At 68.5% G+C, this 17,770-nt stretch carries 20 protein-coding genes and 3 tRNA genes; 17 read left to right on the forward strand and 6 right to left on the reverse strand.

Features of this window, described 5'->3' with window-relative positions; genetic code table 11:
* Positions 1-24: 24 nt before the first annotated feature.
* From Q4P07_RS04680 to Q4P07_RS04710, 7 genes are all read left to right on the forward strand, one after another.
* Positions 25-966, forward strand: coding sequence for a MaoC/PaaZ C-terminal domain-containing protein (locus Q4P07_RS04680; protein WP_303373739.1), 942 nt, complete (start codon positions 25-27; stop codon positions 964-966).
* Positions 967-1,063: 97 nt separating this feature from the next.
* Positions 1,064-1,136, forward strand: a tRNA-Thr gene (locus Q4P07_RS04685).
* A 28-nt stretch (positions 1,137-1,164) separates the two neighbouring features.
* A tRNA-Met gene (locus Q4P07_RS04690) sits at positions 1,165-1,238 on the forward strand.
* A 47-nt stretch (positions 1,239-1,285) separates the two neighbouring features.
* Positions 1,286-1,453, forward strand: coding sequence for a 50S ribosomal protein L33 (rpmG, locus tag Q4P07_RS04695; protein ID WP_303373740.1), 168 nt, complete (start codon positions 1,286-1,288; stop codon positions 1,451-1,453).
* 96 nt (positions 1,454-1,549) lie between these two features.
* On the forward strand, positions 1,550-1,996 hold the full coding sequence (locus Q4P07_RS04700) for a MaoC family dehydratase N-terminal domain-containing protein (protein WP_303373741.1): 447 nt from the start codon (positions 1,550-1,552) through the stop codon (positions 1,994-1,996).
* A gap of 5 nt (positions 1,997-2,001) precedes the next feature.
* Positions 2,002-2,406 carry a MaoC/PaaZ C-terminal domain-containing protein gene (locus tag Q4P07_RS04705; RefSeq protein WP_303373742.1) on the forward strand — a complete coding sequence of 135 codons (405 nt, stop codon included), beginning with the start codon at positions 2,002-2,004 and terminating at the stop codon, positions 2,404-2,406.
* Positions 2,403-3,581 carry a UDP-N-acetylmuramate dehydrogenase gene (locus Q4P07_RS04710; RefSeq protein WP_303373743.1) on the forward strand — a complete coding sequence of 393 codons (1,179 nt, stop codon included), beginning with the start codon at positions 2,403-2,405 and terminating at the stop codon, positions 3,579-3,581. The genes Q4P07_RS04705 and Q4P07_RS04710 overlap by 4 nt, the downstream gene beginning before the upstream one ends.
* Positions 3,582-3,740: 159 nt before the next feature.
* Here Q4P07_RS04710 and Q4P07_RS04715 read toward each other — a convergent pair whose 3' ends face one another.
* Both Q4P07_RS04715 and Q4P07_RS04720 read right to left on the reverse strand, forming a co-directional pair.
* Positions 3,741-4,232, reverse strand: a complete 492-nt coding sequence (locus Q4P07_RS04715; protein ID WP_303373744.1) for a hypothetical protein — start codon at positions 4,230-4,232, stop codon at positions 3,741-3,743.
* Positions 4,233-4,600: 368 nt separating this feature from the next.
* The gene (locus Q4P07_RS04720) at positions 4,601-5,659 is read right to left on the reverse strand and encodes an adenosine deaminase (protein ID WP_303373745.1); all 1,059 of its coding nucleotides are present in this window, start codon (positions 5,657-5,659) and stop codon (positions 4,601-4,603) included.
* 66 nt (positions 5,660-5,725) lie between these two features.
* Between Q4P07_RS04720 and Q4P07_RS04725 the strand changes: the two genes are divergently transcribed.
* The 5 genes from Q4P07_RS04725 (at position 5,726) to argG (ending at position 10,757) form a co-directional block, all read left to right on the forward strand.
* Positions 5,726-6,715 (forward strand): ATP-binding cassette domain-containing protein, encoded by a 990-nt coding sequence (locus tag Q4P07_RS04725; RefSeq protein WP_303373746.1) that lies wholly within the window; start codon positions 5,726-5,728, stop codon positions 6,713-6,715.
* On the forward strand, positions 6,712-7,602 hold the full coding sequence (locus Q4P07_RS04730) for a hypothetical protein (protein WP_303373747.1): 891 nt from the start codon (positions 6,712-6,714) through the stop codon (positions 7,600-7,602). The genes Q4P07_RS04725 and Q4P07_RS04730 overlap by 4 nt, the downstream gene beginning before the upstream one ends.
* A gap of 1 nt (position 7,603) precedes the next feature.
* Positions 7,604-8,527, forward strand: coding sequence for an ABC transporter ATP-binding protein (locus Q4P07_RS04735; protein ID WP_303373748.1), 924 nt, complete (start codon positions 7,604-7,606; stop codon positions 8,525-8,527).
* Positions 8,524-9,234: an ABC transporter permease gene (locus Q4P07_RS04740; protein ID WP_303373749.1), complete on the forward strand. Its 711-nt coding sequence runs from the start codon at positions 8,524-8,526 to the stop codon at positions 9,232-9,234. Before Q4P07_RS04735 ends, Q4P07_RS04740 begins: the two co-directional genes overlap by 4 nt.
* Before the next feature lie 71 nt (positions 9,235-9,305).
* Positions 9,306-10,757 (forward strand): argininosuccinate synthase, encoded by a 1,452-nt coding sequence (gene argG, locus Q4P07_RS04745; protein WP_303373750.1) that lies wholly within the window; start codon positions 9,306-9,308, stop codon positions 10,755-10,757.
* A gap of 19 nt (positions 10,758-10,776) precedes the next feature.
* Here argG and Q4P07_RS04750 read toward each other — a convergent pair whose 3' ends face one another.
* Entirely contained in the window at positions 10,777-11,991 is a 1,215-nt protein-coding gene (locus Q4P07_RS04750; RefSeq protein ID WP_303373751.1) for a pyridoxal phosphate-dependent aminotransferase, read from the reverse strand.
* Between the two features lie 110 nt (positions 11,992-12,101).
* Here Q4P07_RS04750 and Q4P07_RS04755 point away from each other — a divergent pair.
* From Q4P07_RS04755 to rplA, 5 genes are all read left to right on the forward strand, one after another.
* Positions 12,102-12,174: transfer RNA gene (locus Q4P07_RS04755), tRNA-Trp, on the forward strand.
* A 60-nt stretch (positions 12,175-12,234) separates the two neighbouring features.
* Positions 12,235-12,480: a preprotein translocase subunit SecE gene (gene secE, locus Q4P07_RS04760; protein WP_303373752.1), complete on the forward strand. Its 246-nt coding sequence runs from the start codon at positions 12,235-12,237 to the stop codon at positions 12,478-12,480.
* Positions 12,481-12,539: 59 nt separating this feature from the next.
* Positions 12,540-13,346 (forward strand): transcription termination/antitermination protein NusG, encoded by an 807-nt coding sequence (nusG, locus tag Q4P07_RS04765; protein WP_303373753.1) that lies wholly within the window; start codon positions 12,540-12,542, stop codon positions 13,344-13,346.
* A 90-nt stretch (positions 13,347-13,436) separates the two neighbouring features.
* Complete coding sequence (rplK, locus tag Q4P07_RS04770; protein ID WP_303373754.1) at positions 13,437-13,865, forward strand: 50S ribosomal protein L11; 429 nt, start codon at positions 13,437-13,439, stop codon at positions 13,863-13,865.
* Positions 13,866-13,967: 102 nt separating this feature from the next.
* Complete coding sequence (gene rplA, locus Q4P07_RS04775) at positions 13,968-14,678, forward strand: 50S ribosomal protein L1 (protein WP_303373755.1); 711 nt, start codon at positions 13,968-13,970, stop codon at positions 14,676-14,678.
* A 90-nt stretch (positions 14,679-14,768) separates the two neighbouring features.
* On the opposite strand, the gene Q4P07_RS04780 is transcribed toward rplA, so the two are convergent.
* The 3 genes from Q4P07_RS04780 to Q4P07_RS04790 all read right to left on the reverse strand — a co-directional run.
* Positions 14,769-15,701 (reverse strand): WcbI family polysaccharide biosynthesis putative acetyltransferase, encoded by a 933-nt coding sequence (locus Q4P07_RS04780; protein WP_303373756.1) that lies wholly within the window; start codon positions 15,699-15,701, stop codon positions 14,769-14,771.
* 31 nt (positions 15,702-15,732) lie between these two features.
* Entirely contained in the window at positions 15,733-16,320 is a 588-nt protein-coding gene (locus tag Q4P07_RS04785) for a hypothetical protein (protein WP_303373757.1), read from the reverse strand.
* On the reverse strand, positions 16,317-17,770 hold a 1,454-nt coding region (locus Q4P07_RS04790; RefSeq protein ID WP_303373758.1), incomplete at its 5' end, for a cryptochrome/photolyase family protein. The genes Q4P07_RS04785 and Q4P07_RS04790, both read right to left, overlap by 4 nt.

Below are 17,770 nucleotides of genomic sequence, written 5' to 3' on the forward strand. Positions count from 1 at the left end.
CAGTCCCAGATCGGAGCCTGACCCATGACTGACCCGCCCATCACCGACCGGACGGTCGTTCCTGCCACTGCGGACGGGCCGTCAGCAGATCTGGACGTCCGCGTCCTGGAGCACTCCCCGGCGATCGCGCCGATGTTTGCCCGCGCACTCGCGACCGGCTTCGGGCGGCCCGGTGCCCACGGTGTCCTGCCCACCCAGCGCCTCATGCTGACCGGCGTCCAGCAGGACGTCGCCAGGGTCGCGGCCTACTGCGAGGTCACGGGGTCCGTCCTGTCCGACCGGCTGCCGCTCACCTGGTTGCACGTGCTGACTTTCCCTCTGCAGGTCAAGCTCATGTCCGGTCGGGAGTTCCCGTTCCCGATGCTGGGGATGGTCCACGTGGCCAACACCATGACTCAGCACCGACCGGTCCGGGTCGCGGAGAGCCTCACCCTGTCTACCTGGGTGGAGAACCTCGCGCCGCACCGTTCCGGCCACACCGTCGACGTCGTCGGCGAGGCTCGGGTCGGGGACGAGGTCGTCTGGGAAGGCCGCAGCACCTACCTGGTGCGCGGCCAGACAGAGGAGGCGAAGGGCGGCGAGGCGGCGACCGGCCAAACACAGGCACAGCGGCACGCCATACCGGAGAACGAACTCGCCATCTGGCGCCTGTCCGCTGACCTCGGCAGGCGCTACGCCAAGGTCTCTGGCGATGCCAACCCGATCCACCTGTCCGCACTCAGCGCCAAGGCCCTCGGCTTCCCCCGCGCTATCGCGCACGGCATGTGGTCGCACGCACGCGTCCTCGCCGCCGTCGAGCCCCGGCTGCCCGATTCGCTGACTGTGGACGCGCAGTTCCTCAAGCCGATCCTGCTGCCCTCGACGGTGGTGCTCAGAGGGGGTATGGAGAAGGGCCAGGGCATCTTGGCGCTCACCTCCAAGGACGGCTCGCGGCGACACCTCGCGATGACTGTCGCGGCGCCATAGCTCTTTGGCCGCCTGATTTGGTGAGGGCACCAGCGCCCGTGTAAAGTTGCTTCTCGCTGCCTGCAGGGCCTCCACAGGCTCGGCAGGGTGACAGCCCGCCCCCATAGCTCAGTCGGTAGAGCGTCTCCATGGTAAGGAGAAGGTCAACGGTTCGATTCCGTTTGGGGGCTCTGGCAGGCCGGCTCCCCGGTCGCCCGAGGCGGGATAGCTCAGCTGGTTAGAGCGCACGACTCATAATCGTGAGGTCGCGGGATCGAGCCCCGCTCCCGCTACCGAACTACCCGCGTCATACATCGATTTCCGAGAGCAGGTTCCCGCCGTGGCCAAGTCCACCGACGTCCGCCCCAAGATCACCCTGGCGTGCACGGAGTGCAAGGAGCGCAACTACATCACCAAGAAGAACCGTCGGAACAACCCCGACCGGCTCGAGATGGCGAAGTTCTGCCCGCGCTGCGGCAAGCACACCCCGCACCGCGAGACCCGCTGACGCGAGTCCCGCTCATACGACGAGAGCCGGCACCCCGTGAGGGTGGCGGCTCTCGCTGCGCCTGGGCACGGGACTCTGGACGTTAGGCTGACCGTCATGCCCGTCAACGCTGCTTTTGCCGGCCGGGAGTACCCGCCCGCCGGACCCTTCCAGGTCACCCGCGCCGAGATCGTGGCTTTCGCGGACGCGATCGGAGCAACCTCCCCGGCTCACCGGGAGCCGGCCGCCGCGCAGGTGCTCGGTCACGCCGACGTCGTCGCGCCACCGACCTTCGCGGTCCGTCTCGCTCAACGGTGCGAAGCGGCCTTGATCGAAGACCCCGACGCCGGCATCGACTTCTCCCGGGTCGTGCATGGCCAGGAAGGCTTCGTGCACCACCGCCCGATCGTCGCCGGCGACACACTGACGGGCATCCTGCACGTCGACACGATGCGGGAGGCCGGTGGTCACGGCATGGTCAGCACGCGCGTCGAGCTGACCGACGCTCACAATCAGCCCGTCACCACGGTCACCTCGACCATCGTCGTGCGCGGAGAGGGCTAACTTCCATGCTGACTACCGACCTTGGCGCCCTACGGCGCACTGTCACGGTCGACCGCGCTCGCCTCGTCGACTATGCGGAAGCCTCCGGAGACCAGAACCCGATCCATCAAGACGCCGACTTTGCCCGTGGCGTCGGACTGCCCGACGTGATCGCGCACGGGATGTGGACGATGGGTGCGGCCCTGGACGCCGTCACCGACTACGTCGGCGGCGACCCTGGCCGGATCCTGTCCTGCTCGGCGCGTTTCACCGGCATGGTGGTGGTGCCCGAGGCAGAGATCGTCGAGGTGCTCATCGAGGGTGTGGTGAAGAAGACCGACGAGGAGGCCGGCACGCAGACCCTCGACGTCACCGCGTCCTGCGGCGGCGAGAAGGTCCTCGGCCGCTGCCAGGCCGTGGTCCGCGTATGACGCCACCCACCCGCTCCTCCACCTCGCCGCGTGACCAGCCCGACGTGGGACCAGCACCTGCGGTGACGTCATACCCGCCTCTAGCTGAGCTCACCACTATCCGGGTCGGCGGTCCACCACGCCTCCTCGTCACCGCGTCCACCGAAGCCGAGTTGATCGAGGCTGTCCGGGAGGCCGACGAGGAGGGCGAGCCACTCCTCGTCGTCGGTGGCGGTTCCAACCTGCTCGTCAGTGATGACGGCTTCCCTGGCACCGTCGTGCATGTCGCGACGACGGGGATCGAGGTGCCGTCGGAGTCGGCATGCGGGGGAGTGCTGGCCACTGTGGCGGCCGGCGAAGTCTGGGACAACGTCGTCGCGCACGCCTGTGCCCACTCGTGGTCCGGGATCGAGGCGCTCTCCGGCATCCCCGGAGCGACCGGCGCCACCCCCGTCCAAAATGTCGGCGCCTACGGTCAGGAAGTCGCCCAGACCATCGCCTCAGTGCGGGTCTGGGACCGGCAGGAGTCGCGCATCCGCACCCTCTTTTCTGCCGACCTCGGCTTCTCCTACCGCCACTCCGTGCTGAAGGAGTCGATGCTGGGCGCGGAGGCCGCAGCGGGTGCCGTCACCCCGCGCTACGTGGTGCTCACCGTCTCCTTCCAGCTTCGTCCGACCGAGCTCTCCCAACCCATCAGGTATGCCGATCTCGCCACCGGACTAGGGGTCCGCGTCGGTGAGCGGGTCCCGCTGGAGGCGGCCCGCGAGGCGGTCCTGGAGCAGCGCCGACGACGCGGGATGGTGCTCGATCCGGCGGATCACGACACGTGGAGTTGTGGGTCGTTCTTCACCAACCCCATTCTGACCGCGGTCCAGATGGACGAGTTGGCCGCTCGAGTGGCCGGACGGTGGGGCGCCGACGGGCCGCGGCCGCCGCAGTTTCCCTCCGTCGACGGTGCCACCGTGAAGACCTCGGCGGCCTGGCTGATCGACAAGGCAGGCTTCGCCAAGGGCTACGGCACCGTGGAGGGGCGCCCGGCGGGCCTGTCGACAAAGCACACCTTGGCGCTGACCAACCGTGGCTCGGCCCAGGCGCGGGACGTCCTGGCGCTCGCGCGCGAGATCCGGGACGGGGTCGAGGACGCCTTTGGTGTGCACCTGGTCAATGAGCCGGTGCTGGTCGGGCTGACCCTCTGACAGTCCATGTTCGGGCAGGATGAGGCGATGAGGCGATGGGGCTGTAGAGAGCGCCCCTGGCTCAGCCCGGACCAGGTCACGATCTGGAGCATTTTTCAGCCCCTGGGCCAGGAGTAGAGCGGCTGCCAACGTGCGTATCGTGGACTGGGTAGGGCGGTCTCAGTGGGGCCAGCGTTTCTCTTCGCCCGGGGCGTAAGGGAGCGGGACCTTGCCGTAACGGACACCGGACGGGATCGCGAAGCCCTCTGCAGTCCACTCTGGCGCTGGTCCGCACGGCCGCGACCCGAGGAATTCGTGGTAAGTCCACCACATGGGTCCACCTCGGCTTCGCCGGACCGCGCGAGTGGCGGGGAAGCGTCGACCGGCCCGGTCGCGAGCCACAAGGTCGGTCGACTCCCACTCGGTGATCTCTGCCCCCGAGGTGTCCACGACCGCCAGCCGGAAGCCGGAGCCCTCAAGCAGCGCCTCGACGGTTCCCAGCGAAATGCCGGCTGCGTCGACCTCGGCCTTGGCCACGAAGGACTTGCCCAGCCCGCGCAGCTCCGCATAGCGGCGTTGGCTGGCGCCCAGCGCGCGTCGATGGGCTCGCAGGGCGAGACCGACTCTCTTGCTGACACGCGGTTGGTTTGCGGCGCTCTTCTCGGCTGGCATGGGGTTAGTGAGGCACGAGACCGATGGACGAGGCCAGATCTCTATCGGCTCCGGTGGATGGCTGACTTCCCCAGCCCGGAGGTGTGGATAAGTGTGCCCGGCCGGTGGCTTGCGCCTTAGGTATGGCGTCACCTCACCCCCGTGACATTGCCCCGCCACCATGGGCAAGCGTGTTTGGCCCTCGGACGTCGGTCAGTGCGCCTTCCGCCCACCCACCCGCGGCAAAGGACCTCTGCCTACCAACTCAGGGCAGAGGACCCTTGCCCGCCCACCCGGGGCAGAGGACCCTTGCTCACCCACTGAGGGCGGGGGTGGGTTGCCCCGTCGAGGAGGGCAATGTCACGTGTGAGGGGAGGGGGTAGGGGGCGTCATCCGGCTGACCCGAGGGTGGGCGGGTCGGCGTCGAGCCAAGCATCGACGCCGGCGAGCAGTTGCCGCTTGAGCTCTCCCGGCGCGGTTGACCCTTCGATCGATCCGCGCGCCAAGGTAGCAATTGCGGCGTCGTCGAAGCCGTGGTCCAGCCGGCAACTCGTGTACTGCTCGGTCAGCCGCGTGCCGAACAAGAGCGGGTCGTCCGCGCCGAGTGCCACCCGCGCGCCGGCTGCGATCAACCGCTCGAGCGGCACCTCGGCCATCGTGGGATAGACACCGAGCGCCACATTGCTGCCCGGGCAGACCTCGAGGGTCACCTGCTCATCCACAACGCGCTGTAGCACTGACTCGTCCTCGACCGCGCGGACGCCGTGTCCGAGCCGGTCCGGGAGCAGATATTCCATCGCTACCCGCACGTGGTCGGCGCCCAGTAGCTCGCCAGCGTGGGGAACGCTCGCCAGCCCCGCCCTGGCCGCGATCCGGAAAGCCGGAGCGAAGTCGCTCGTCATCCCTCGGCGCTCGTCGTTGGAGAGACCGAAACCGACGACGGTGCCGGAAGACTCTCCAGCGTGCCTGGCCGCGAGCCGGGCCAAGGTCCGCGCCTCCAGCGGGTGGCGCATCCGGCTGGCCGCGACCACGATCGCGACCTGCGTCCCCGTGGCGGCGCTCGCGACGCGTGCCTCATCGAGAACGATCTCCAACGCAGGGGTTAATCCACCGACGAACGGTGCATAAGACGTCGGATCGATCTGGATCTCCAGCCACCGAGACCCTTCGGCGGCATCGTCCTGCGCAGCCTCCCGCACGATCCGGCGCATGTCCGACTCATCGCGGACACAGGCCCGGGCCGCGTCATACAACCGTTGGAACCGAAACCACCCGCGCTCGTCGTGACCTGACAGCGTGGGGGGCCAGGCGGTGGTGAACGCCTGAGGGAGCCGCAGGCCGTGCTTGTCGGCAAGCTCACGCACGGTCTCAACCCGCATCGAACCGGTGAAGTGCAGGTGCAGGTGCGCCTTGGGCAACTCGAGGAGTGAGCGCTGTCGGTCCGGCATCCCGCCACTGTAATCGGGGGGATAACCTCCTACAGCCACCTGGTGCGCGGGCCGTAGAGTGCCCGTATGGGGGTCATCACCACGCACGCGCTGACGAAGCGCTACGGACGCAGCCACGTCGCCGCGCTGTCCGATCTGACGGTCGAAGTCGGTGAGGGCGTGACCGGGCTGGTCGGGGCCAACGGCGCGGGGAAGTCGACGCTGATCAAGATCCTGCTCGGACTGCTCGCGCCGACCTCCGGGACCGCGCAGGTCCTCGGTCACGACATCGGGCGGGACGGCGAGCAGATCCGGGCGGTGGTCGGCTACATGCCCGAGCACGACTGCCTTCCCCCGGACATGCGCTGCATCGATTTTGTCGTGCACATGGGCCGCATGTCCGGACTGCCACCCGCAGCCGCCCGCGAGCGAGCCGCCGACGTGCTGCGCCACGTCGGGCTGGCTGAGGAGCGCTACCGCCTGATGGGCGGCTACTCCACGGGGATGAAACAGCGCGCCAAGCTCGCGCAGGCGCTGGTGCACGACCCGCAGCTCATCATGCTGGACGAGCCCACCAATGGGCTCGACCCTGCTGCCCGAGACGACATGCTCGCGCTGGTGCACCGCATCGGCCACGACTTCGGCATCCCGGTCCTGGTCACGTCTCACCTGCTAGGGGAGCTGGAGCGCATCAGCGACTACGTGGTGGTGCTCGACGGTGGGCATCTGCTGAGGTCGCAGGCCACCCAGAGCTTCATGTCCGACACCGGTGTCGTGCTCGTGGAGGTGATCGGCGCAGCCGCCGACGATTCGGACATGCGGGCCCAGGCGCGCATGGGGGAGGCGTTGGCAGCGCACGGGCTCACCTGCCGGCCTCGGGGCAGCCTCATCGAGATCGATCCGATAGGCCCGTCCGGGCCAGAGGGCCCACCTGATCCTGAGGTGGCGGCCGCCGCTCACGACCGTCTCCGCGACCTCGTCCGCGACACGGCAGCGGACCTCGGTGTCGGCCTGGTGCGCATCCAGCCCCAGACCGGTCACCTCGAGGACGTCTTCCGTGAGGAGGTGGCGTCGTGAGCCAGCCAGCTGAGCGGACCGGCGTGATCCACGACATCGGCTACCGCCGCTACACCGGGGCGCGAGCAGGCCGCGCCGCGATCGGGGGCTCGCTGCTGTGGTCGGGAGTCCTGGCCGTCTTCGGTTTCGGGCGCTCCGGCAAGGCCAAGGTCCTGCCCTTCGTCCTGCTCGGGATGGCGCTCGTGCCGGCGGTCATCCTCGTCGGGATCATGGTCTTCCTGGGTCGCAATGAGCAACTCCTCAACTATCCCGGGTATGTGACGAACGTCGCGTTCGTCGTCGCACTCTTCGTGGCGGCCCAGGCCCCGGTGCTCTTCAGCCGTGATCTGCGTTCGGGGGTGATCAGCCTCTACCTGGCCCGGCCCCTCGGCGCCACCGCATTCGCGTTGATCCGCTGGGCGTCGCTGGTGCTGGCCATCCTGGCCTTCCTGGTGACTCCGGTGCTCATCCTCTTCGTGGGCGGTCTCTCGCTCGGTGCCCGCCTGGAGGACGAACTGCCCCGCCTGCTCACCGCGCTCGGAGGCGCACTGCTGCTGGCGCTCATGGCGGCCGCAGTCGCCGCGCTCGTCGCGTCGTGGACCCTACGACGCGGCCTGGCCGTCGCCGGCTCGATCATGGTGCTGCTGGTCGGGCTGGGCGTGACGGGCGCCCTGCAGGCGGTCGCCTCCGAGCAGGGCCAGGACACGTTGGCCCAGTGGGCCGCGCTGCTCTCTCCCTTCGTTCTTGTCGACTCCATCCAGGTGGCTCTCGGCGATGCCGTGTCCGGGGCCTACCCGGCGCCTGCAGCCGATGCCACCACCGGCTGGCTGCTGCTGCTGTCGGCACTCGCCCTCCTCCTGATCGGCCTGACCCTCCTCGTGCACCGCTACCGCAGCAAGGGAGCCTGAGATGACCGAGCTGGTCCTGGAGAAGGTCTCGCGCTGGTACGGCAACGTCGTCGCCGTCAATGACGTCACGATGACGATCGGTCCCGGCGTCACCGGCCTGCTGGGCCCCAACGGCGCTGGCAAGTCCACCCTGATCTCGATGATGGCCGGTTTCCTGGCGCCCTCCTCCGGCGAGGTGCGCCTGGGCGAGGAAAGGGTGTGGCGCAACGTCTCGACATACCAGCACCTGGGGTTGGTGCCCGAGCGTGAGGTGAGCTTCTCCTATCTCACCGGGCGACAGTTCGTCCAGGCCAGCGCAGAGTTGCACAAGCTGCGTGACTCCCGCGGGGCCACCCAGCGGGCGCTGGAGGAGGTCGACCTGGTCGACCCCGCGGACCGCCCGATCAGCACCTACTCCAAGGGTATGCGGCAACGCGCCAAACTGGCCTCTGCGCTTGTGCACGAGCCGGAGGTGCTCCTGCTGGACGAGCCGTTCAACGGCGTGGACCCCCGCCAGCGGATGCACCTCATGGCGCTGCTGACCCGGATGGGCGAGCAGGGCCGCACGGTCCTGTTCTCCAGCCACATCCTCGAGGAGGTCGAGCAGATCGCCCGGCACATCGAGGTCGTGGTGTCCGGGCGGCACGCGGCCAGCGGTGACTTCGGCGCTATCCGAGCGCTGATGACCGACCGGCCTTCGCACTACACGATCCGGTCCACCGACGACCGGGCCCTCGCGGCCGCCCTGATGGGTCAGGACAGCGTGCGTGGGGTGACGCTGGGAAGCGTCGGCGCAGGGGAAGCGATCATGGTGGAGGTGACCGAGATGGGCCAGTTCACGCGGGCGCTGCCGCAGCTTGCGCGGCAGGCGGGGATCACGGTGCGCGAGCTGGCGCCGACGGACGAGAGCCTGGAGTCGGTCTTCACCTACCTGGTGCAGTCATGAACCTCACTATCGCGCGACTGGCTCTGCGCGCCCTCTTGGGCCAGAAGCGGGTCCTGGTGCTGATCGCGCTGCCGGTCCTGCTCGTGGCGCTCGCTGGCCTGCTTCGCTGGCTCACCGGCGAGCCCGTGTCGGCCAGCATGGTGTTCGTCGAGCTGGGGCTGGCCCTGGTGGTGCCGCTGATCGCCCTGATCGCTGCCAACGGTGTGCTTGGCCCAGAGATCGACGATGGCTCGGTGGTCTACCTCCTCTCCACCCCGGTGAGTCGGTATGTCGTGGCCGCTTCGAAATTTCTCGTGGCAGCAGGCGTCGCGGTCGTGCTATCCGTTTCGGGGCTGGTGGGCACCGTGCTTGCCGGGGGGCTGAGCGAGCGCTGGCTGACCGTGTCGCTGGTTACCGGTGGAGCCGCCGCTCTCCTGTATGCCGCGCTCTTCACGGCGATGTCGGCCATCACTCGGCACGGGATGATCGCCGGGTTGATCTACGCACTGGTGGTCGAGGGTCTGCTAGGCCGGTTCCTGAGCGGGTTTCGCTACCTCTCGATCCGTGCTCTGGCCGAGCGCATCGGCGAGGTCGCCGCGGACGTGGACCTGCCGGTGGCGGATCTGTCGCTGGCCTACGCACTCATCGCCTCGGTCGTCGTCCTGGTCGCCGGTGTCCTGGTCGCCGGCTGGCGGCTGCAGCGCTTCCAGCTGCGCGGAGACGAGTAGCGCCAGCCCGCTCCATACCACCCTGACCTGCGGGTTGTATATCTATGCGTGGTTCCGCATACACTTCTCCCATGTCCAAAGTTTTGACAAGTCTTCCTGTCGGTGAACGCGTCGGGATCGCCTTCTCCGGAGGTCTCGACACCTCGGTCGCGGTCGCCTGGATGCGAGAGAAAGGTGCCGTGCCCTGCACCTACACGGCCCACATCGGCCAGTACGACGAGCCCGACATCGACGGTGTCCCCGGCCGTGCGCAGGAGTATGGCGCGGAGATCGCGCGGCTGGTCGACTGCCGCGCGGAGCTTGTGGAGGAGGGGTTGGTCGCGCTGGCGTGCGGAGCCTTCCACATCCGCTCCGGTGGCCGCACCTACTTCAACACCACGCCGCTGGGCCGGGCTGTGACTGGCACCATGCTGATCAAGGCCATGAAGGAGGACGGCGTCAACATCTGGGGCGACGGGTCGACCTTCAAAGGCAACGACATCGAGCGGTTCTACCGCTACGGACTCCTAGCCAACTCCAACCTGCGCATCTACAAGCCGTGGCTCGACGAGGCGTTCGTGCATGAGCTCGGGGGGCGCGACGAGATGAGCCAGTGGCTGACCGAGCGCGACCTGCCCTACCGCTCCAGCAAGGAGAAAGCCTACTCCACGGACGCCAACATCTGGGGTGCCACCCACGAGGCCAAGTCGCTGGAGCACTTGGACACCGGTATGGAGATCGTCGAGCCGATCATGGGCGTCCGGTTCTGGGACCCGCAGGTCCAGATTGACACCGAGGACGTCACCGTCTCCTTCCGCGACGGTCGGCCGTTGGCGATCAACGGCGACGACTTCGGCGGCGACGCCGTCGCGCTGGTCATGGCCGCCAACGAGATCGGCGGGCGCCACGGACTCGGGATGGCCGACGAGATCGAGAACCGCATCATCGAGGCCAAGTCGCGCGGGATCTACGAGGCGCCAGCCATGGCACTGCTGCATATCGTCTACGAGCGCCTCGTCAACGCGATCCACAACGAGGACACGATCGCGGCCTACCACAACCAGGGCCGGGCGCTGGGCCGGCTCATGTACGAGGGCCGCTGGCTAGACCCGCAGGCGCTGATGATCCGCGAGTCGCTGCAGCGCTGGGTAGCTTCGGCAGTGACGGGAGAGGTGACCCTGCGGCTGCGCCGCGGAGAGGACTACACGATCGTGTCGACCCGCGGCCCGGCGTTCTCCTACCACCCCGACAAACTGTCGATGGAGCGCGTCGCCAACGCGGCGTTCGGGCCGACCGACCGGATCGGTCAGCTCACCATGCGCAACCTCGATATCGCGGACTCCCGCTCGCGGCTGGAGCAGTATGTCGCGATGGGCCTGCTGGGGTCGGGCGGCGCCGCCACGTCGGCGCTCGGCCTGGCCACCACCTCGCTCGTCGGTGAACTCACGCCCGGCGGGTCTGAGCGCATCGCCGGCGGCGTGGGGCCCACCGAGGACGAGGAAGAGTCGCTGGACTGGGCGGCGATGGAGTTCGGGGTCGACTGACCCGCACGGGGCGGTGGGGTCAGTGCGCCTCGGCGAGCAGGGCCTGGATGCGGCCGACGCCCTCCTTGAGGTCGTCGTCGCCCAGCGCGTAGGAGAAGCGCAGGTAGCCGCTCGGCCCGAAGGCCTCGCCGGGCACCACAGCCACCTCGACCTCGTCCAGGATCAGCTCGGCCAGCTCGGCGGAGGTCTGGGGAGTGCGGCCACGGATGGTCCGGCCGAGCACGCCCTCGACCGAGGGGTAGGCATAGAAGGCGCCCTGCGGCACCGGGCAGTGGACTCCTTCGATGGCGTTGAGCATCTCCACGATGGTCTTGCGCCGCCGGTCAAAGGCGGTCCGCATCTCCTCCACGGCATCCAGACTGCCCTCCAGCGCAGCGACGGCCGCCCGCTGGGAGACGTTGGCGACGTTGGAGGTGGCGTGGCTCTGCAGGTTGGTGGCCGCCTTGATGACGTCCTTGGGCCCGATCATCCACCCCACGCGCCACCCCGTCATCGCGTAGGTCTTGGCGACGCCGTTGACCACCACGCAGGTGTCGGCCAGCTCTGGCACAGCGACCGGCATCGACGTCGCGACGGCACCGTCATAGGTGAGGTGCTCATAGATCTCGTCGGCGACGACCCAGATGCCGTGCGAGAGCGCCCAGCGGCCGATCGCCTCGACTTGCTCGGGCGGGTAGACCGCGCCGGTGGGGTTGGAGGGGGAGCAGTAAAGCAGCACCTTGGTGCGCTCGGTCCGCGCGGCCTCGAGCTGGTCCACGGTGACGAGGTAGCCCTGGTCGGCCCCGGCGAACACCTCGACCGGGACGCCGCCGGCCAGACGGATGGCCTCGGGGTAGGTCGTCCAGTAGGGGGTGGGCAGGAGCACCTCGTCGCCGGGGTCGAGCAGCGTCGCGAAGGTCTGGTAGACAGCCTGCTTGCCGCCGTTGGTGACGAGCACATTCGCCGGCTCCACCTCATACCTGGAGTCGCGGGCGGTCTTGGCGACGATCGCGGCCTTGAGCTCGGGCAACCCACCGGCGGGGGAGTAACGGTGGTTGACCGGGTTGTGCGTCGCGGCGGCCGCCACCTCGACGATGTAGTCGGGCGTCGGGAAGTCCGGTTCACCCGCCCCAAACCCGACGACCGGTCGGCCCTGTGCTTTCAGGCCCTTGGCCTTGGCGTCCACCGCCAGCGTGGCAGACTCTGCTATTGCGCCGATGCGGGCGCTGATCCTCGGCTTCGTTGACTCGCTCACTCCTCCATCTTTGCACCTAGGTGGGAGCGTCACGTAGACTCCCCATTCGGGTGTTCGCACCGCGCGCCAGCCTGCCCCAACTCAGCAATCGCGCATCCTGCCTCACTCGAAGGGCAATAGCTCAATTGGTAGAGCATCGGTCTCCAAAACCGACGGTTGGGGGTTCGAGTCCCTCTTGCCCTGCGTGAACGGTCAGGTCACCACCTGGTCGCGACCAGATACCTGCACGAAGGAAGGCAACCCGTGGCAAACCCGGCTCCGGACACCGAGGGTGTCGCACGCAGCCAAGCCGGCTCCGGCCAGCCGCCACGACCGGCGACTTTCCTGGCGCAGGTCATGGCCGAGATGCGCAAGGTCGTCCAACCGACGCGCCAGGAACTGATCACCTACACCGTGGTGGTCATGCTCTTCGTGAGCGTGATCATGGCCTTTATCTTTGGCGTCGATCAGCTGAGCAAGGCGCTGATGGACCTGATCTTCGGGTCCTGAACGCACGCAACCGGCCCGACCATCGCGCACGCACCGCTAAGAGCAACAGGGAAGTAGGCATGTCCGAGCAGACCCATGAGACCGACGAGGCCATCGACCTCGCCGTCGAGGATGATGTGACCGAGGAGCCGACCGGCGAGATGGCTGAGTCGACGGCTCCCACGCACGAAGTTTCCGACGAGGCGCTCGACGCTGACGTCGACGGCGAGCAGGATGAGGCGTCGGGCACCGAAGCCGACGCCGAAGAGGCCCCCGTCGACCCGCTCGAGGACTTCAAGGAGAACCTGCGCGGGAAGTTCGGCGACTGGTATGTCGTGCATTCCTACGCCGGCTATGAAAACCGGGTCAAGGTGAACATCGAGTCTCGGATCGTCAGCCTGGACATGGAGGACTACATCTTCGAGGTGGAGGTCCCCATGGAGGAGGTGCGCGAGATCAAGAACGGCCAGCCCAAGATGGTCCGCCGCGTCCGCATGCCCGGTTACGTCCTGGTCCGGATGGAGCTGACCGACGCCTCGTGGGGCGTGGTCCGGCACACTCCCGGCGTCACCGGCTTCGTCGGCAACGCCCACCAGCCCGTGCCGCTCAGCATCGACGAGGTGGTGAGCATGCTAGCTCCGACCTTCGACACCCCAGCCGCTGGCGCCGCCGCTGGCTCGGGCAGCAGCGGTGCGGCGGCCAAGTCGCCGGCCGAGGTCTACTTCGAGATCGGCGAGTCGGTGACCGTGATGGAAGGTCCTTTCGAGACCCTCCCGGCCACGATCTCCGAGGTCATCCCCGAGAGCAACAAGCTCAAGGTGCTGGTCTCGATCTTCGGTCGCGAGACGCCGGTCGAGCTGTCGTTCAGCCAGGTCGCCAAACTGTAAGTTCACAGATTCCCCCGAGGACCACCGTTCCCGGGATGCAACCGGGTCATCGCCCAAGGCGTCGGCCCACTAGCACCAGAAAGAGGCATCATGCCCCCCAAGAAGAAGGTCTCCGGCTTTATCAAGCTGCAGATCCAGGCCGGCGCGGCTACCCCCGCGCCTCCCGTCGGTCCCGCGCTCGGCCAGCACGGCGTCAACATCATGGAGTTCGTCAAGGCATACAACGCCGCGACCGAGTCCCAGCGTGGCAACGTCATCCCGGTCGAGATCACGGTCTATGAGGACCGCTCGTTCACCTTCATCACCAAGACGCCGCCCGCAGCCGAGTTGATCAAGAAGGCCGCTGGCGTCGCCAAGGGGTCCGGCGAGCCGAACAAGACCAAGATCGCCAAGCTGACGGATGCCCAGCTCACCGAGATCGCCGAGATGAAGATGGACGATCTCAACGCTGTCGATCTAGACATGGCCAAGCGGATCATCGCGGGCACTGCCCGGTCGATGGGCATCACCACCCCGTGAACCTCAAGCAATCACACCCCGTGATTGTCAGCACAACTGTGGCAGGGCCAGCGCAGGCCCGCATGACCACATCTCCATCACCATGAACCAAGGAGTAGCACCATGAAGCGCAGCAAGGCTTACCGGGCCGCAGCAGACAAGCTCGAGGAGGGCAAGTTCTATGCCCCTCTCGACGCCATCAAGCTGGCCAAGGAGAACGCCACCACCAAGTTCGACCAGACCGTCGAGGTCGCTCTGCGCCTCGGCGTGGATCCGCGCAAGGCCGACCAGTTGGTCCGCGGCACCGTCAACCTGCCTCATGGCACCGGCAAGACGGCGCGGGTGCTCGTCTTCGCCAACGGTGACAAGGCCGAGGCAGCCCGGGCGGCGGGCGCCGATTTCGTCGGCTCCGACGACATGATCGAGAAGGTCTCCGGTGGCTGGGTCGATTTCGACGCTGTTGTCGCGACCCCCGACCTGATGGGCAAGGTCGGCCGTCTTGGTAAGGTCCTGGGCCCGCGCGGCCTCATGCCCAACCCCAAGACCGGCACCGTCACCATGGACACGGCCAAGGCTGTCTCTGACATCAAGGGCGGCAAGATCGAGTTCCGTGTCGACAAGCACAGCAACCTGCACTTCATCATCGGCAAGGCATCCTTCGCCGAGGAGGCGCTCATCGAAAACTACCGCGCCGCCATCGACGAGGTCCTCCGTCTGAAGCCTGCGTCGTCCAAGGGTCGCTACATCACCAAGGCGACCATGGCCACCACCGTTGGCCCCGGCATCCCGCTGGACCCCTCGCGCGCCAACGCCCGGGCGGCTGCGGACGCCTGATCCACCCGCAACGCCCCCGACGAGCAATCGTCGGGGGCGTTGCCCGTGGACGTCCCTGGGCTCGAGACCTTGCTCCGGGTTCGGCGGTGATCAGGTCAGCCCGAGCAGGGCGAGCCGATCGGCATATCGCCGAAGCCCCTCCTGCACAAAGCCGGGGTAGCGGGCGTACCACCGCAACTGCTCGCTGCGCACCCGCTCATCCGGCACGACTTCGCCCTGCAGCAGCCAGTCGCGCCGGGGCGTGCCGCTCATCCCCAGGGCCCGGGCCACCAACGGCTCCACCGGCGTGTGCACCGAGTTGAGCAGCACCCTGTCCGGCTCGCGCACTCCCACCGGGACCCCCAGTGCAGCCTGCGCGCGTTGGGCCAGCTCCACCAGCAGCGCGTTGCCCGGGTGGTTGATCGTCCGCCAGGAGTCGAGCCCGGGCCGCTCGAAGCAGTCGGACATGGACACCAGGTCGCCAGCCTGCTCCCGCCGGCGCAACTCAGCGATGGAGTTCGCCGACATCTGCCGGTAGGCATCGAGGTCCCTGGTGGGCTCGGGGCGGGTGCCGGTGTGCGCCTCGACGATGGTGCGCAGGTCGTGATAGGGCACCACAGGCGGGTCGCCTGCACTGGGATGGCGCACGGTGACCTGGAACGGGTGCATCCCTTCGTAGACCAGCAACGGCAGCAGCACCAGCTGCGCGCCGGGCGCCAACCAGGGCATCAGCTGGGAGGTGCCCAGCGGCATACCCCGGTAGTTATCGCTCACCGGCTGGACGAACAGCACGTCGGTGCGGGCGAGCAGCCGGCGCAGGTGCGGCAGCTCATCCTCGTCCAGCTCATAGACCGGGGGGACGCGCACGGTGCGCAACGAGGGGGTGGGCGCGCTGGCTAGCAACAGGCGCAGCGCCTCGGACTGGCAGGTGCCCAGCACGAAGGCCAGCGGGCGTCCGTCCTCGGGGGGAAGTGGCGTGATCCCATAGAACTCCCCGTAGTGCAGCGTGCGGCCATCGACGGGGCGGTGCGTGGTCTCGCTCATGCTCCAGCACACCACGAGCCGGTCCCGTGTGTCATCCTTCGTGCTGGTCCGTGCCTCCGCCGGCCAGGTGCACCACCGTGCCCATGTCCGGGTCCCACCAGCGCAACCCCACCGCCCGCCGGGACAGCACCGGCTCTCGCCGCTCGCTGCCCAGCGCCGTCAGGGCTAGCCCGACGGTAGATGGAGCCAGCCGCTGGGCCAGGGTCAGGTGCACCAGCCACGGTCGCGGATCGGCTCCGGGCCAGAGCACGGCCAGCTCCTCGCGGGCGGCCTGTAGGTCTGCTGCGGGCACAACGAGCTCAGCCAGGGTGTATCTCGGTGGCGAACCGAGGAGCGCCAGCCCGGCCATCGGCAGGTCCACCGGGAGGAGGGCGCCCAGCAGGCGGGCGGCTGTCTCAAGCGTGCTCGCAGGCGGCCGGGGCCCACTGGCGACAGTGACGTGCGGGCGGTGGGTCGCGCCGGTATGCCGTGCCGCCGAGGCGACACCTGCCTCGTCCAGGTGGGCCCACCGTCGCCGCAGCGCGGCCTCGTCATCGGCGTCCAGGATCAGCTCTAGCGCGTGCGCCCGGCGTGGCCGGGTCTGCGGACCCGAGGCACCGACCTGGTCGGCGGCACTCACCGACCCAGCCACCCCGCGGCCGCCGCCCGGTGCGCCGCGCGCTTGTCGGGGTCCATCGCGTCCAGGCTCCGGACGGCGAAGCCCGACCTGGGGTTGGCCTCGAACGCCTCCCGGTGGTCCTCGACAAAGCTCCAGTAGAGCCCGTCCCAGGCCTCCCGCCACTGCCCCGCCGGCAGATCTGACATCTTGCGCAGATAGTTGCTCCCGGACACGTAGGGCTTGGTGGTGATGGTCTCGCCCGCAGCGAACTGGCTCATCGCGTAGACGTTGGGCACCATCACCCAGTCGTAGGCGTCCACGAACATCACCATGAACCAGCGCCAGACCTCGCCCGGGTCGACCCGCTGCAGGCACAAGGCGTTGCCGAGCACCATGAGCCGCTCGATGTGGTGGGCCCACCCACGCTCGAGCACCCGCCGGATGACTAGGTCGACCGGCTCCAGCCCGGTCGTGCCGTCCCACCACCCTTGCGGCAGTGGGCGCCCATGGCCGAGCACATTGCTGGTGCGCATCCGCCGGCCCCACAACCGGTAAGTGCCGCGCATGTACTCCCGCCAGCCGATCAGCTGGCGGACGAACCCCTCCAGGCTTGCCAGGTCGACGTCCTGCTCGTCCGCCGCGTCGAGCACGCGGTCCAGCACCTGGCCCGGGTCGAGGAGGCCGCTGTTCAGCGCCGGAGACAGGGCGGAGTGGAACAGGACAGGATGCTCGGTGCTGATCGCATCCTCGAAGGGCCCGAACTGCGCGAGCCGCTCGTCGAGGAACCGCCGCAGCGCGGCGTCAGCCTCTCCCGGCGAGGTCGGCCACGCGAAGGTGGCCGGGTCCCCGGGCGCGTCGGGGAAATGCTCGCCCACCCAGTCGATCGCCTCATGGACGCGGGCATGGCGTCGCGCTGCTCCGAGCGATGGGTCCGGCACCGGGTGGCCCCTGGGCAGGCGCTTGCGGTTCTCGGTGTCGAAGGACCAGCGACCACCGATCGGCTGGCCAGCGTCCATCAGCACGTCGAGGCGGCGCCGCTGCCAGGCGTAGAAAGGCTGCATCCGCGCCGTTCCGCGGCCGAGCTGCTCGGCGACCTGGGCCCTGGTGGTGAGAAAGGCGGGGGTGTCGAGGACGTCGTCACGGCGCAGTTCGTAGCCGCCTTCGCGTAGCTGGTCGCGGCAGTCGCGCCCCAGCCAGTCATCGACGACGTCGAGAACCGTGACCTGCTCGGGCCGCAGGCGCGTGACCAGCTCGACCAGCCCCCTGCCCGAGGAGCGGTCGGCGCGCGACTCGACGACGTCCACGTCCAGACCGGCGGCGCGGGCTCGGTCGACGAAGCGGCTCACGCCCGCCCGGTGGAGGACCAGCTTGTGCGCGTGGAAGGGCAACTGCCGGTAGAGCAGGTCCTCTTCGATCACTACGAGCCGGGTGCCGGGGGCTACGTGCAGCTGGGCGGTGTGCAGCTGGTGCG

This window comes from Ornithinimicrobium sp. (assembly GCF_030537745.1).
In the GTDB taxonomy this organism is placed as follows: domain Bacteria; phylum Actinomycetota; class Actinomycetes; order Actinomycetales; family Dermatophilaceae; genus Ornithinicoccus.